We start from the raw sequence: 13243 nt of genomic DNA on the forward strand, positions 1-13243 counted from the left end.
AGGTGAGCAGAAATGGCAAAGATTATTCAGTTATCCGATGACCTATCCAATAAAATTGCTGCAGGTGAAGTGGTCGAGCGCCCGGCTTCTGTTGTAAAGGAGCTTGTGGAAAATGCGATCGATGCAAAAAGTACAGTCATTGAAATCGATGTAGAAGAAGCAGGTCTTTCTTCTATCAGGATTATTGATAATGGTGTTGGAATCGATGCTGAAGATTGTAAGCTCGCCTTCCAGCGCCATGCAACGAGTAAAATCAAAGATGAAAATGATCTGTTTCGTGTTAGAACGCTCGGATTCAGAGGAGAGGCGCTGCCAAGTATTGCATCCGTCTCTCACCTAGAAATGAAAACAAGTACTGGCGAAGGAGCTGGGACACACTTAGCTTTGCAAGGCGGGAAGATTATTTCAGAGAAAAAAACCTCTGGCCGCCGCGGCACTGAGATTGTGGTCACCAATTTATTTTACAATACGCCAGCCCGCCTAAAATACATGAAAACCGTTCATACGGAACTTGGCAATATATCGGATGTTGTCAATCGAATTGCGCTAGCTCATCCCGAAGTATCGATCCGTTTGCGTCATCAAGGGAAAGTCCTGCTACAGACGAATGGAAACGGAGATGTGCGTCACGTACTTGCGGCTATTTACGGGACAGCTGTGGCTAAAAAAATGCTGCCGCTTCACGTACAATCACTTGATTTTGAAGTGAAAGGATATATTTCCTTACCAGAAGTGACGAGGGCATCACGGAATTATATGTCTTCTGTTGTAAACGGCCGATATGTCAAACATTTTCCGCTCGTGAAAGCGATCCATGAAGGGTATCACACGCTGCTTCCGATTGGCCGTCATCCAATTACATTCATTGAGATGAAGATGGATCCCATTCTAGTGGACGTGAACGTTCATCCATCGAAGCTAGAAGTGAGGCTAAGTAAAGAACAGGAACTTCATGATCTGATTAAACAAGGAATTAAGGAAGTATTTCAAAAGCAGCAGCTCATTCCAAGTGCTTCAGTACCAAAAAAAGCACCAATGCCAGCTGTGAAAAATGAGCAGCAATCCTTAACCTTTGATGCGAAACAAAGGAACGCAAGCCCAGCGGAAACACCGCTAACCTATCAGCCGGAGCCGCACGAGTCGGTCGTATACGAGACAAGTCATACCGATGCATACGGAATGCCTAAACATGAGAAGACAGAAGCATCATCACCAGTATTTTATGAAGAAACCTCATCTGAGCGTATTCATTTAGAGGAATCCGCCGCTTCACTTGAATATGAAGAGACGGTACTACATGAAGATGCAAAAACGATTCCTGAAAACGAACGCGTCCCTGTGATGTATCCAATTGGGCAAATGCATGGCACATATATTTTGGCTCAAAATGAACGAGGGCTTTATATCATCGACCAGCATGCGGCTCAAGAGCGAATCAAGTATGAGTATTATCGTGAGAAGGTGGGGGAGATCGAACAGGAAGTGCAAGAAATGCTCGTCCCCTTAACATTTCACTACTCTAAAAACGATATGCTGATCATTGAAGAGCATAAAGATATTCTCGCGAAAGTGGGGGTCTTCTTAGAGCCCTTTGGTTCAGGGAGCTACATCGTTCGGTCGCATCCGCAGTGGTTTCCAAAAGGTGAAGAGGCTGAATTGATCGAAGAGATTATAGAGCAAGTGCTTGATGAAAAACGTGTTGATATCAAGAAACTAAGAGAAGAAGCGGCGATTATGATGAGCTGTAAAGGCTCAATCAAAGCAAATCGTCATTTGCGTCATGATGAAATCAAAGCCTTATTAGATGAACTTCGGCAAACGAAGGACCCATTCACCTGTCCGCACGGCCGGCCGATCATCATTCATCACTCGACATATGAGATGGAGAAAATGTTTAAACGGGTGATGTGATATAAAAAAAGCGCTCTTAAAAGAGCGCTTTTTTTATTTAGCATCCGCAAGGATCTGGCGGTGTGACCACAACTGGTCGTGTATTAATATCAATCGTATCTTCTGCATAAAATGTGGAACCGATGCTGATGGCTCGATTTTCTGCACGGAACGTGTATGTACCTGCAGCAGGGAGTACTTTATGTGAAAGCTTTAATGTATATTTGGAAATTCCAAGTAAATCCAGTCTGAGCGGAATACGAACGGTTTGTCCGTTGTTCAAAATGTAGCTGTCTTTTAATGCTTTGCCGTTCATAATGTCTTTAGTTGTTGCCTGGAAACCCTTTGGCAGAGTGAACTCAACCGCACCAAGACTTAGAACAGAATTTGGGCTGTACGTCAGCTCAATGTCAGAAAAAGACCATTCCTGCTTACTTGCTCCTGTAATTTTTGCGTAAAGTGCAGCTGGTTTTGCATTGGTTGTTGCTTTGCCGGCTTCCTCAGCAGATGCAGAAAGCGGTACAGACAGTGCCATAACCAATGTGAGCATCCCCATCATAAGAATCGTCCACGTTTTTTTCATTTTTTCCTTCCCCCTTGTTGAATATAGGTAAATAATAGATGATTACACCCATTATTTACCTATAATGTTACCATATTACCATATGGTATTAAATGGGATATTATACCCTTATTTTGTCATTCTTTAGTAATAGCGGGGAAATAGCGCATTTGGTTGATTCATTCCGTAATAATGGCCTGGCATTTGCTGGTTTGTTGGCATCATCATATGCATATCTTGATAACCATATGGATGGTGTGGCATCATCCCATATCCACCATAATGGCCTAGATGATGGTGATCTTTCATTGGAACATGCTTTGAAAAGGTATCATGCTGATTTGGGAACGGTGAATAAACTGAATGATGATGTGGATGGTGCGCGTTATACATATCTTTTTTGCCGCTATGATAATGGTTTGGCATATTCATATGATCATGCATGTTTGGCGCGACCATATGCTCATGATTGGCTGTATACACATTTTCAAATGTGTGATAGGGATTTTCTTGGTGATAATGATTCATTTGGCTGTTCATATCGTTCATGTATATCTCATCCTTTATGTCAGGTTGCCATATCCTATGAGACAGATCTGCTTCATGAGCCTATCCATATGAAAGAAAAAAACCGGCTTTTCAGCCGGGAAAAGGAAAGCAGGTAAAGCGTCAAGCGTTAAATTGTGTAGCTGTGTCTTCTTCTGCGACGCTTTTTACATCTGCTGCAGACACTTTTAGGAAAATAACAGGGATCGTAGCTTCGAGAGGTATCCCAAAAATCGCTCTCAAACCATTTATCTTTTTTATGACAAAACTTTTTTTCTTTACATGGATCCTCATGGCAATGATCGTCATGCTTTTTATGGCAGTGTGAGTGGGAATGTTTGCACTTGCATTTGCACATTGTCATCCCTCCTAAATGTGACTCAATGCTAGTATATGCAAGAAAGAGTCATGAGGACTGGATGCTCATGCTTCTTTTATAAAAAAAGGCTTTTTCTGAAAAAACTCAAATAAAAAGAATTGACTAGTGCTAAATTAACATGATAAAATATAAATTTTTATCCTCTGAAGAAATGTGTTATAATGATATTGTGAATACTTTCGGAGGTGGCGGATTTGTTTCAAATAGGTGATAAAATTGTTTATCCAATGCATGGAGCCGGTGTGATTGAAGGAATGGAAGAAAAAGAGATTTTAGGTAAGACGCAGGAATATTTCCTGATTCAAATGCCGAATATGCAGATGATGGTGCCAAAAGGCAGAATCAATCAACTAGGTATACGTCCGGTAGCAGATCAAGCAACGCTGAAAGTTGTGATGAACAATTTTGCAGAAGAAACAAACGACGACACGCTTACTTGGAAGCAAAGATATGATGAAAATCTGAAAAAGCTAAAAACAGGTGCGATCGAAGATGGTGCAGACGTTGTCAAAGATCTAATGAGACGAAATCAGAAGAAAGCGTTAAATTCAAGTGAAAAGAAGATGCTTGAAGATGCAAGAGGCATGTTAGTGAGTGAGATTTCACTTGCACAGGGACTGACGCAAGATGAAGTGATGACAGCTTTAGAGAATGAATTAAGAATGTAATGATGATATACAGAGACTAGCTGTAAACTGAAGGGGACTACTTCTTTTGTTTACAGCTTTTTTGTTTGAAAAAAGAGTAATATTGCCATTTTTGTAGGTGGTTTTAACTAAAATTGAAATGAGGTCATACGATTTAGTTTTTACGTTCACAACAAAAATTTAAAGACCTCTGAAATACCTAGATCATATGAAAAACAGGTAACTTCTCCTGATTCATTCAAATGAGCCGGACAACCTTTGAATTTTCTAAGCCATTGATAGTAAAATATTGCGGTAAGATGACACCTAAGAGAAAAAAGGAGCGGTGAAATGAAAAGGTTACTAATATGTGGATTCATCTTTCTTATTCTGTGTACTCTTTTAATGGTGAAATGCAGCCATTCTGTTCAAGAAAAAAAAGAGCAAAAGCAGCATCATCAAGAGGTAGAAAAGTATCAAAAAGAGCGAAAACAAGGCGATCAATATGAAAGCTTTAAACAGCTCATGCGATATGAAAGAGACGGTTATGAGATAGAATTTCACGAAAAGGGCGGAAGTGATTTACTTGTATTTTCTCCTCATGGAGGTGAAATTGAACCAGGAACAAGTGAAATTGTAGAAGCCTTTCAAGAAAGCTACTCTACGTATTTGTTTGAAGGTACAAAGCAAGACAATAACCGGGACCTGCATATCACGAGTACCAATTTTGATGAACCCATTTTGGTTCAAATGATTAAAACGTATCCTTTTTCAATTTCCATCCACGGCTATAAAAGTGATAAAAGACACACGCTCGTTGGCGGCACAAATGAAAAAATGCAAAGAGCCGTTGTACGAGAACTAAAAGATCGGGGATTTTCCGCAGAAATGGTACAAAAAGGCGAACGGCTTTCTGGTACAGATCCCAAAAATATAAATAATCGAAATGCGAGTGGTGAAAGCGTTCAGCTCGAAATTAGTACAGCGCAAAGAGAAGCTTTTTTTGATAATTTTGAGACGAGAAAAGGAAAGAAAAAAGCATTTAGACGCTATATTAATGCATTAAAAGAAGTACTAAGAGAATTCGATCCGTCTTCGTAAAAAAGTTTGATGGGCAAAAGTGCTCTATTTAAACTTGGTAAAAAAGATAGGAATATGCGATTTGAACATAAAATATGTAATAACTTACAATTTGCCTTGAAAACATAAATTATGTAAAATAATAGTTATCAGTTTGATATGATAGAATGGGGCTGAAGTGGATGGCACACAAAATACCATCTTCCGAAGTAGGTGTAAAGATCAATCAATGGTACACGCATATTTGCAAATTTGAAGTTGAACAGGCAAACGGCATGAAGCGCCTTGTTGAAGAAGAAATTCATGATATGGAAGAGGATCAAGATTTACTCCTATACTATTCTCTAATGGATTTTCGCCATCAAATGATGCTTCAGCACTTAGCGCCAGTCCATGCAGGGAGTGAAACGCTTCAAGCAGTGTCCTTTCCTAAAGAAATTGACGATGCAGAAGATGAAATGACAGGCTTACTCGGCTATTATTTTCATTTTTTTCATGGAATGTATGCGTTTATCCAGCGCCGGTATATCGAGGCCATTTCATATTACAAGCATGCGGAACATCAACTGATTTTAGTGACAGATGAGATCGAAAAAGCAGAATTTTACTATAAAATCGCAGAAGTATACTATCATATGAAACAAACCTATTTCTCCATGCACTACGCTAAAAAGGCAAGAGACATCTACAAGAAACATCAGCTTTATGGAAAAAGAAGCATTCAATGTGATTTTGTCATGGCAGGTAATTGGATTGATGTTAATCAGTATCAAAAAGCGCTTCCTTATTTAGAAAAAGCGTTAAAGGTCTGTGAAGCGATGGAACAAAAAGAATGCACATCTTATTTTAAAGCAATGGCTCTTAATAACTTAGGCACTTGTCATTATAGTATGGGAACGTATCATACAGCGACTGTCTTTTTTGAACAAGCCATTTCACTTTATCAGAAAGATCAAGCATCCACGATGATCAAATCGTTGTTTTCACTTGCCCTTACTTGTTTTAAACTCGGAGATATCAAGCGGGCGGGCGAGGCCATATCTACAGGAATGAAAGAGGCTTGTGTATTGGAAGATGAAATTTATCAGTTGAAATTCCAATTTTTGCAGGCGCTCTATATAGAGAAAGACGGCTGTGAGCAATTGAGGTCGGCCCTTTTTGGTCTGAGAAATAAAAAAATGTTTGCTGATTTAGAGGAATTAGCACTTGATGCGGCTAATTATTATAAGGAACGCGACATGTACAAGGAATCCTCCACTTTTTTTGAGATTGTGATCGAAGCGCGTACGCACATTCAAAAAGGAGATGAGATGTATGAGAACGAAGCATAACATGTCAGCTGCTCAAGTAGATGAAAGACTTCACACTTAAAAATGAGACAAACAACACCCTTTACGCAAAACGTAAAGGGCTTTTTTCTTTATTCTTTGATTGCTTTTTCTGCGTCAATTGCACCTGCTCCATAAACCATCGGGTCATCCCCAGACCACTTGCTTGTATTTTCTTTTAACAGGGTTTTGACTTCATCCGGTGTTAAATCTGGTGAATGCTCTAGTAGTAGAGCGCAAATACCAGCACAAATCGGTGTTGCCATCGATGTGCCAGATAACGTTGTATAATCATGATCGACTCTGCTTGATTTATCAAGTTTATCCAGAAAGGACCTTGGTGATCTAAGAGAAACGATGTTTACTCCAGGTGCGAGGATATCAGGTTTTGCCTCCCCGTAAACCGTTGGTCCTCTGCTTGAAAACGGTGCCACGACATCGTCACTTGATTCTGGTGTATTTCTGTCATCGTAGGCTCCGACCGTAATGACTTTTTGACTGACAGCAGGGCTTGCAATCGTCTGGCTGTTAGGACCAGAGTTTCCGGCAGCGACGCATACAACAATCCCTTGATCCCAAGCCGCATTGACAGCACGCACCATTGGATCGTCCTGTTCGTCATCATAACGCTGCGCAGCTCCGCCCAGCGACATACTGATAATATGAATCGGATCATCCGGGTTGTCTTCGTTGAATTGTATGCACCATTCAACACCTTCTATAATAGTAGAAAGTGATCCAGCCCCTTGTTTATTTAACACTTTCACGCCAATCAGATTTGCTTTTGGGGCAGGTCCTTTGTATAAGCCGTCTGAGGCGGCTCCATCTCCAGCGACATCTCCCGCGCAGTGAGTACCGTGGCCATTATCATCATAAGGCTTTGTTTTTTGTTTGATTAAATCCACAAAATCTCGAATTCTTCCATCTAAATCTTCATGTGGATAAATTCCCGTGTCAATGACAGCGACCGTAATGCCTTCTCCTGTTAAAGTTGTCCCGTTTCGGATGACTTCTTCAGCATGGCTTGCTTCTGTGGCTACATCCAGCAGCGCATGAACTTTCCGGTCTAAATAAATTTTACGAATATGCTCACCGTTTGCTAATAGGTCCTCTAAAGCAGCAGGCGTTAAATCAGCAGCACAGCAGTCGATATGTGAAAAATGCCGTCTTATATTTGTTTTTCTGCTTTTTTTCATGAGCTGCTTTGTGCTTTGAATCCCTGCCTCGGCTGCACCTTCCTTAAATTCAATGATCACACGAAGCTTCTTTTTCTTCTTCAGCCTGCCTTCGAAAAAACGATGAAGAAAGCATGGCGTCCATTTAAAAGGTTTATAAAGGTGAAGAACGGTCTCTCTTAAAGGCTGATCTAGTTTACTAGCATGTGTTCTGACCATCTGCACCATAGAAAATCCAAACATGAGATGCCCTCCATTCCAGCTATCCATTCTCGTACACTCTTACGTTATGAGAATGAGAACTGCTTGGTTCGGATTCTTGTCCCTCCTTTTCTTTATATTGGCGGCTTGCTTATGTCTTTCAAAAAAGAAAAGCGCTTACATTTTGTAAAATAATAGAAAAAGGTGGAATTCACGTAGAATCTGCCGATGATAGGTGGGAGAGTTCTTCTGAGAGAACCAGTGAAACAAAGGATTTTGCAGAAAAAGGAGGGCTGTGGACAGGGTCAATGCTCATATAAATGTGATGCGTGACAGATGGAAAACATCAAATCCTTATCAAAAAAAGCCGAATTAAAGAAAACAGACTGGATAGGACTAGGTCATATTAAACATAACGTCATTTTTTTGTCATACTATTCTAACTCTGTTTTCAAAGAGGAGAGGCGTTTCTGTGTATATAAATGCAATTATCTTATTTTTGAGGAATCTCATGATCTAGAGTGTTATGATCAAACGTGAAGAGAAAATGTGGAAAAAATGATAAGAAATGATGATTCAATATTAATCATAGAAACGGCTTAGAAATCTGTTAAAGGAGAACGGGAATGAAGAAGTTTTTTGCTTTGCTTCTCCTGCTTGCGATCGGATGGGGCGTTTATTATACTATGCAAGCACAGGAACATGATGAGCCAGTGTCATCAGGTGGGGAAGACGAAAGCGGTTCAAATGATATTTATCGAAATTTTAAAGAACTTGAAGAAAACGAATCAACAAACAGCTATAACATTACAGCCAACCCAGTGCCTGGCAGCCGCCTTCTTGTGATGTCACCTCATGGCGGGAGGATCGAAGGCGGCGTGAGCGAGATCGTCCATTTTTTTGACAACGATTTTTCGACGTATTTATTTGAAGGTCTAAGAGAGAATGCATCAGAACTTCATATTACAAGTACAAACTTTGATGAGCCAATCGGCGTCGCGCAGGCAAAAGCACATGATTACATCTTAGCAGTGCATGGATACAAAGGCGAGGAAGGTATTGACCATACTCTCGTCGGCGGAACAGATTACGATCGTGCAGAGAAAATTGTGAGCTCATTAGAGCGGAACGGGTTTTCTGCTGAACTAGCTGTCGCACACGCAACCCTGAGCGGGACAAGCAATCATAATATTAATAATCTTACAAAAACAGGGCAAAGTGTGCAGCTTGAGATTAGTAGAAGTCAGCGTGAAGCTTTATTTGACAGTTTCGATTTTCGGAGACGGTCAAGTACAAAAAACGAGACATTCTATCGTTATGTCAGGGCGATTCGGACAGTGCTGGATGAAGAATATACGTAAGGGCTGTGCACATGTTAAGACAAGCAGGGGAATTCTTGTTACACTATGAACAGTGATAACAAAAGGAGAGACGGATATGGCGCGTCATCATTTTCATCTTCAGGCAAGCTGGCCCGGTCTGCGTAACGATGTGGGTACAATCGCATGTGAACAATTAAAAACAAAGATTTCGATTCCAAAGGAAATGGACGGTCCAGGTATTGGAACCAATCCAGATGAGATGCTCTTAGGTGCAGCGGCTACGTGTTATATCATTACACTTGCAGCCATGATGGAGCGGAGTCAATTAGACAAAGAGGATCTAACGATGAGCTCTGAAGCCGTCGTAGATGTGACAAATGGTGTGTTTACTTATGAGGAAATCATTCATCGGCCTGTCATCACCCTCAAAGAGTCCGCTTCCGCACATGATATTGAGCTAGCCCGAAAGCTTGCGCATAAAGCCGAAAGCTCATGTATGATTTCAAGAGCTGTTCAGGGGAATGTGAACATTTCCTTAGAAGAAACCATTCAAGTCGGCCGTTAAAACAAAAAAGTCATTTTCTCTAGAAATATGGAGAAAATGACTTTTTTTATGACGTCCATTCGGTTTGATCGAGTTGTGCTTTGGTTTCGTTCTTTTGCTTCTTGGATTGATTTAAGACAATCACGCCGCAGATGACAAGTGCAAGGCCGATGTAGCCTTTCGTGCTGATCGTTTCGTTAAACAGCACAAGTCCTACAAGAGCAGTGAGAGCTGTTCCAACGCCAGACCAGGTTGCATAGGCAGACGAGAGCTCGATGGTTTTAAGTGCCAAGCTCAGGAAAGTAAAGGCGCATCCAAATCCGATCAGTACCCCGATACTCGGCAGCAGCTGCGAAAAGCCTTGAGAAAGCTTCAGCATTGTACTCCCAAAAACCTCCGTCAAAATGGCTCCTGTTAAGTAGAGTATTCCTTTCATCATCTCCCACATCCTTTATGACATATTTAATAGTACGACCCCTGAGACAAGCATCGCCATGCCAATGACGGCTTTTTGGTTCAAGGTTTCTTTGAAAAAGAGCACGCCAAAAATAGCCGTGAGAACCGTACCAACCCCAGACCATGTTGCGTAAGACATGCTTAGCGGAATGATATTGAGCGTCAATGACAGCATATAAAAAGCAAGTGTATAGCCAGCCACAACAACCGCGCTAGGCTTCCAGCGCGTAAAACCATGAGATAATTTTAACATCGCGGCGCCAATGGCTTCTGAAAAAATGGCCACAGCTAAAAAAAGATATCCGAGGATCATGATCATCCCTCCTCTAATAGGTGTAAAATCCGATGAAGTAAAAGGTTTTTTTCCTCTCTTTTCAGCGGTTCAAGCTGAAACATTTCTGAAAACCATATCCCATCACATGCAAGGCGGATCAGCTGACTCAGTCCAGGATCGCTTATTTCCTCAACTGCTTTTTCTTTGAACTCCGTATAAAAATCACGCCAAGGTTGCAGCAGCGCATCATCAAATGACATGGTAGCTAGCATACTTGTACATAGCTGCGTCGTATGCTGCATATTTAGATCATGTAATGTGGCCAATAGATATGCGCGTACATAAGGCGCTTTTTCGTGTTTGTATGTTTCGTAATACGTCTCGAGCTGCTGACGAAAGCAAAGAATCGCATGCTCATTCATTTGTTGGATGAGCTCTTCCTTGCTTGAAAAATGATAAAGCAGACCAGCTTTGGTCATATTTGCATGCTCTGCCACCTGCTGAAGGGTGAGCTGGCTTAATCCTTCTTTTAAAATTGTGCTGGCAGCTGCATCAAAAATTTGCTCTTTTTTGGTTTTAGACATAAAAAAAACACCTACTTTACTGAACAGTCGGTAAAGTAAATGTTAACCCATGAAAAAAGAGTGTGTCAATCGATTCATTTTATGAACGGATGTTTTCACTTAAACGTCATATTTAATACCAAGGGTATGGTCCATATGGCGGGTATGGCGGATAAGGGTATCCATAGCCATATCCTGGCGCAAGCAGAGATCCAGCAAGCAGGCCGCCAGCAAAACCACCTAAAAATGGAGGTCCAAAGAATCCAGGTCTTCCAAAGCCAAACCCTGGGCGGCCAAATCCAAAACCAGGTCTCCCAAATCCAAAACCAGGTCGGCCAAACCCAAATCCAAAAGGTCTTCTCATGTCTTCTTGAATAAACGGAGGTGCGTCAAAATAATTCATAATAAAAGGCTCCTTTCTCATAAAATCACTGTAACTGACATCAGTCTATTCCAGCAGCCTATAGATGTTTGGGTGAACGCCTAATATAAGGAGGAATGTTAGAAATGGGCCTGTATCCATCTGATTGGGCAAAGTGTCCGCCGCATGCTCATGCATATAAAGCACGTACAGATGTAACGGAGGGGCATTATCATTTAATAGAAGGTATTTCTCAGCCTGTAAATGGAAGCAGTACCGACCGACATACTCATTTTTATCGCGGGATTACCTCCTTTGAAAGAGGGCATTTTCACAGGTACTACGGGGTCACAGGGCCGGCAATTCCAAGAGTGGATGGAACACATTATCACGAGATCGAGGAAGTCACCTATTCAGCCTATCTCGATTCTGTTCCCATTCCATATGGAGGTGTCGTCTATAGTCCAGATGAGAAGCGGCCAACACATAAGCATCGTTTAAAAGGAAAAACATATGAAGTGGTTGGAAATGAACCGCTTGGCTGGTAATGGGCAGGAGATAGGAGAGTAAGAAAAGTTATGCTATACTGTAGGCAGTTTTGTAAAAGTGAGTGATGTTATGAATAAAGCGAAGCAGCCAGTAATTGTGTTAGTAGGGCCGACGGCTGTCGGCAAAACCAAATTGAGCATTGATATAGCCAAAGCATTTAATGGAGAGATTATCAGCGGGGATTCTATGCAGATTTATAAAGGGATGGATATCGGAACAGCTAAAATCACTCCCGAAGAAATGAATGGCATCCCGCATCATTTAATTGATATTAAACAGCCGGACGAATCTTTTTCGACAGCTGAATTTCAGCAGCTGGTTCGTGCGAAAATCAAAGAGATTGCCGCTAGAGGGAAAACGCCAATGATTGTCGGCGGAACAGGCCTCTATATCCAATCTGTTTTATATGATTACACATTTACGGATGAGAAAAGTGATCCTGCTTTTAGAGAAGAAATGGCGCTCTTTGAACAGCAGCACGGCGCGCTTTTGCTGCACGAAAAGCTAAAGGCAGTAGATCCTGATGCGGCAAACGCTATTCATCCAAATAACGTCCGCCGCGTGATCCGGGCGCTGGAAGTGATTCATACAACAGGTCAGAAAATGTCGGAGATGCAAAACGGGCATCAAGAAGTTCCTCTTTATGATACAGCCTTCATTGGGCTGAAAATGGATCGAGAGGTTTTGTACGAGCGCATTCATCAGAGAATTGATATGATGATAGATGAAGGCTTAATTGAAGAAGTGAGAGCACTTTATCAATCTGGCTTGAAGGATTGTCAGTCTGTTCAAGCCATTGGTTATAAAGAGCTGTATGCCTATTTTCAAGGTGACTGCTCACTTGATGAAGCCATCCAGCAATTAAAGCAAAATTCCCGTAGATATGCGAAGCGTCAGTTCACGTGGTTCCGTAATAAAATGGCGGTCACTTGGTTTGATATGACACCGCCTTGCCACTTTTCAGACAAAAAAGAGGAAATTTTCGCATATATAGCAGGAAAGCTTGGACTTAAAGCGAAACTGTAGTTATCAGAATCAAGGAGGACGAAACATGAAACCGATTAATATTCAGGAGCAGTTTTTGAATCAGATCCGCAAAGACAATACATTTGTCACAGTATTCTTGCTGAATGGCTTTCAGCTTCGCGGTCAAGTGAAAGGGTTTGACAATTTCACGGTGCTGCTTGAAACAGAAGGGAAGCAGCAGCTTATTTATAAACACGCCATTTCTACATTTGCACCTCAAAAGAATGTAAATTTAGAATTAGAATAGGATATGTTGTATTTAAAATAGCCCCATGCCTCTGCGAATAAACCGGCCGGAACCCGCTACGTTTTTTGTCAGTGCAGAGGGGCTATTTTGCATGCAATGAAACTTTTCTGCCAA

General features: G+C 41.3%; 16 protein-coding genes. 9 read left to right on the forward strand and 7 right to left on the reverse strand.

Features of this window, described 5'->3' with window-relative positions:
• Nucleotides 1-12 precede the first annotated feature (12 nt).
• Nucleotides 13-1911: a DNA mismatch repair endonuclease MutL gene (gene mutL, locus MHB67_RS08305; protein WP_073205249.1), complete on the forward strand. Its 1899-nt coding sequence runs from the start codon at nt 13-15 to the stop codon at nt 1909-1911.
• A 37-nt stretch (nt 1912-1948) separates the two neighbouring features.
• Here the strand turns inward: mutL and bslA are convergent, their stop codons facing one another.
• On the reverse strand, nt 1949-2473 hold the full coding sequence (gene bslA / locus MHB67_RS08310) for a biofilm surface layer hydrophobin BslA (RefSeq protein WP_024424102.1): 525 nt from the start codon (nt 2471-2473) through the stop codon (nt 1949-1951).
• A gap of 123 nt (nt 2474-2596) precedes the next feature.
• The gene (locus MHB67_RS08315) at nt 2597-3001 is read right to left on the reverse strand and encodes a hypothetical protein (protein ID WP_024427030.1); all 405 of its coding nucleotides are present in this window, start codon (nt 2999-3001) and stop codon (nt 2597-2599) included.
• 570 nt (nt 3002-3571) lie between these two features.
• On the opposite strand from MHB67_RS08315, the gene MHB67_RS08320 reads away from it, so the two are divergent.
• From MHB67_RS08320 to MHB67_RS08330, 3 genes are all read left to right on the forward strand, one after another.
• Nucleotides 3572-4045, forward strand: a complete 474-nt coding sequence (locus MHB67_RS08320; RefSeq protein ID WP_024424099.1) for a CarD family transcriptional regulator — start codon at nt 3572-3574, stop codon at nt 4043-4045.
• Nucleotides 4046-4354: 309 nt separating this feature from the next.
• A complete protein-coding gene (locus tag MHB67_RS08325) occupies nt 4355-5104 on the forward strand; it encodes a poly-gamma-glutamate hydrolase family protein (protein WP_103132403.1) in 750 nt (249 codons plus the stop codon).
• 161 nt (nt 5105-5265) lie between these two features.
• Nucleotides 5266-6414, forward strand: a complete 1149-nt coding sequence (locus tag MHB67_RS08330; RefSeq protein ID WP_024427032.1) for a Rap family tetratricopeptide repeat protein — start codon at nt 5266-5268, stop codon at nt 6412-6414.
• A gap of 89 nt (nt 6415-6503) precedes the next feature.
• Here MHB67_RS08330 and MHB67_RS08335 read toward each other — a convergent pair whose 3' ends face one another.
• On the reverse strand, nt 6504-7829 hold the full coding sequence (locus MHB67_RS08335; protein ID WP_342492890.1) for a S8 family peptidase: 1326 nt from the start codon (nt 7827-7829) through the stop codon (nt 6504-6506).
• Between the two features lie 584 nt (nt 7830-8413).
• On the opposite strand from MHB67_RS08335, the gene MHB67_RS08340 reads away from it, so the two are divergent.
• Complete coding sequence (locus tag MHB67_RS08340) at nt 8414-9148, forward strand: poly-gamma-glutamate hydrolase family protein (protein WP_024424095.1); 735 nt, start codon at nt 8414-8416, stop codon at nt 9146-9148.
• Nucleotides 9149-9224: 76 nt separating this feature from the next.
• On the forward strand, nt 9225-9674 hold the full coding sequence (locus MHB67_RS08345) for an OsmC family protein (protein WP_342492891.1): 450 nt from the start codon (nt 9225-9227) through the stop codon (nt 9672-9674).
• Nucleotides 9675-9720: 46 nt separating this feature from the next.
• Here MHB67_RS08345 and MHB67_RS08350 read toward each other — a convergent pair whose 3' ends face one another.
• From MHB67_RS08350 to MHB67_RS08365, 4 genes are all read right to left on the reverse strand, one after another.
• Nucleotides 9721-10089, reverse strand: a complete 369-nt coding sequence (locus MHB67_RS08350) for a multidrug efflux SMR transporter (RefSeq protein ID WP_024424093.1) — start codon at nt 10087-10089, stop codon at nt 9721-9723.
• 15 nt (nt 10090-10104) lie between these two features.
• Nucleotides 10105-10422, reverse strand: coding sequence for a multidrug efflux SMR transporter (locus MHB67_RS08355; protein WP_024424092.1), 318 nt, complete (start codon nt 10420-10422; stop codon nt 10105-10107).
• 2 nt (nt 10423-10424) lie between these two features.
• Nucleotides 10425-10967, reverse strand: a complete 543-nt coding sequence (locus tag MHB67_RS08360) for a TetR/AcrR family transcriptional regulator (RefSeq protein WP_342492892.1) — start codon at nt 10965-10967, stop codon at nt 10425-10427.
• 112 nt (nt 10968-11079) lie between these two features.
• Nucleotides 11080-11349 carry a hypothetical protein gene (locus MHB67_RS08365; protein ID WP_024424091.1) on the reverse strand — a complete coding sequence of 90 codons (270 nt, stop codon included), beginning with the start codon at nt 11347-11349 and terminating at the stop codon, nt 11080-11082.
• Between the two features lie 104 nt (nt 11350-11453).
• Between MHB67_RS08365 and MHB67_RS08370 the strand changes: the two genes are divergently transcribed.
• From MHB67_RS08370 to hfq, 3 genes are all read left to right on the forward strand, one after another.
• Complete coding sequence (locus MHB67_RS08370) at nt 11454-11855, forward strand: YmaF family protein (protein WP_025093278.1); 402 nt, start codon at nt 11454-11456, stop codon at nt 11853-11855.
• Nucleotides 11856-11925: 70 nt separating this feature from the next.
• Nucleotides 11926-12882: a tRNA (adenosine(37)-N6)-dimethylallyltransferase MiaA gene (miaA, locus tag MHB67_RS08375; protein WP_024424089.1), complete on the forward strand. Its 957-nt coding sequence runs from the start codon at nt 11926-11928 to the stop codon at nt 12880-12882.
• A gap of 25 nt (nt 12883-12907) precedes the next feature.
• Complete coding sequence (gene hfq, locus MHB67_RS08380; RefSeq protein ID WP_024424088.1) at nt 12908-13129, forward strand: RNA chaperone Hfq; 222 nt, start codon at nt 12908-12910, stop codon at nt 13127-13129.
• Nucleotides 13130-13243: the final 114 nt, after the last annotated feature.

Source organism: Bacillus sp. FSL H8-0516, assembly GCF_038635285.1.
Classification (GTDB): Bacteria; Bacillota; Bacilli; order Bacillales; family Bacillaceae; genus Bacillus; species Bacillus safensis.

Excerpts from the sequence above, each read along its gene's own strand:
- mutL (WP_073205249.1), top strand. The coding sequence starts at position 13 with ATGGCAAAGATTATTCAGTTATCCGATGACCTATCCAATAAAATTGCT.
- bslA (WP_024424102.1), bottom strand. The coding sequence starts at position 2,473 with ATGAAAAAAACGTGGACGATTCTTATGATGGGGATGCTCACATTGGTT.
- MHB67_RS08315 (WP_024427030.1), bottom strand. The coding sequence starts at position 3,001 with ATGAACGATATGAACAGCCAAATGAATCATTATCACCAAGAAAATCCC.
- MHB67_RS08325 (WP_103132403.1), top strand. The coding sequence starts at position 4,355 with ATGAAAAGGTTACTAATATGTGGATTCATCTTTCTTATTCTGTGTACT.
- MHB67_RS08330 (WP_024427032.1), top strand. The coding sequence starts at position 5,266 with ATGGCACACAAAATACCATCTTCCGAAGTAGGTGTAAAGATCAATCAA.
- MHB67_RS08335 (WP_342492890.1), bottom strand. The coding sequence starts at position 7,829 with ATGTTTGGATTTTCTATGGTGCAGATGGTCAGAACACATGCTAGTAAA.
- MHB67_RS08340 (WP_024424095.1), top strand. The coding sequence starts at position 8,414 with ATGAAGAAGTTTTTTGCTTTGCTTCTCCTGCTTGCGATCGGATGGGGC.
- MHB67_RS08345 (WP_342492891.1), top strand. The coding sequence starts at position 9,225 with ATGGCGCGTCATCATTTTCATCTTCAGGCAAGCTGGCCCGGTCTGCGT.
- MHB67_RS08350 (WP_024424093.1), bottom strand. The coding sequence starts at position 10,089 with ATGAAAGGAATACTCTACTTAACAGGAGCCATTTTGACGGAGGTTTTT.
- MHB67_RS08355 (WP_024424092.1), bottom strand. The coding sequence starts at position 10,422 with ATGATCCTCGGATATCTTTTTTTAGCTGTGGCCATTTTTTCAGAAGCC.
- MHB67_RS08360 (WP_342492892.1), bottom strand. The coding sequence starts at position 10,967 with ATGTCTAAAACCAAAAAAGAGCAAATTTTTGATGCAGCTGCCAGCACA.
- MHB67_RS08365 (WP_024424091.1), bottom strand. The coding sequence starts at position 11,349 with ATGAATTATTTTGACGCACCTCCGTTTATTCAAGAAGACATGAGAAGA.
- MHB67_RS08370 (WP_025093278.1), top strand. The coding sequence starts at position 11,454 with ATGGGCCTGTATCCATCTGATTGGGCAAAGTGTCCGCCGCATGCTCAT.
- miaA (WP_024424089.1), top strand. The coding sequence starts at position 11,926 with ATGAATAAAGCGAAGCAGCCAGTAATTGTGTTAGTAGGGCCGACGGCT.
- hfq (WP_024424088.1), top strand. The coding sequence starts at position 12,908 with ATGAAACCGATTAATATTCAGGAGCAGTTTTTGAATCAGATCCGCAAA.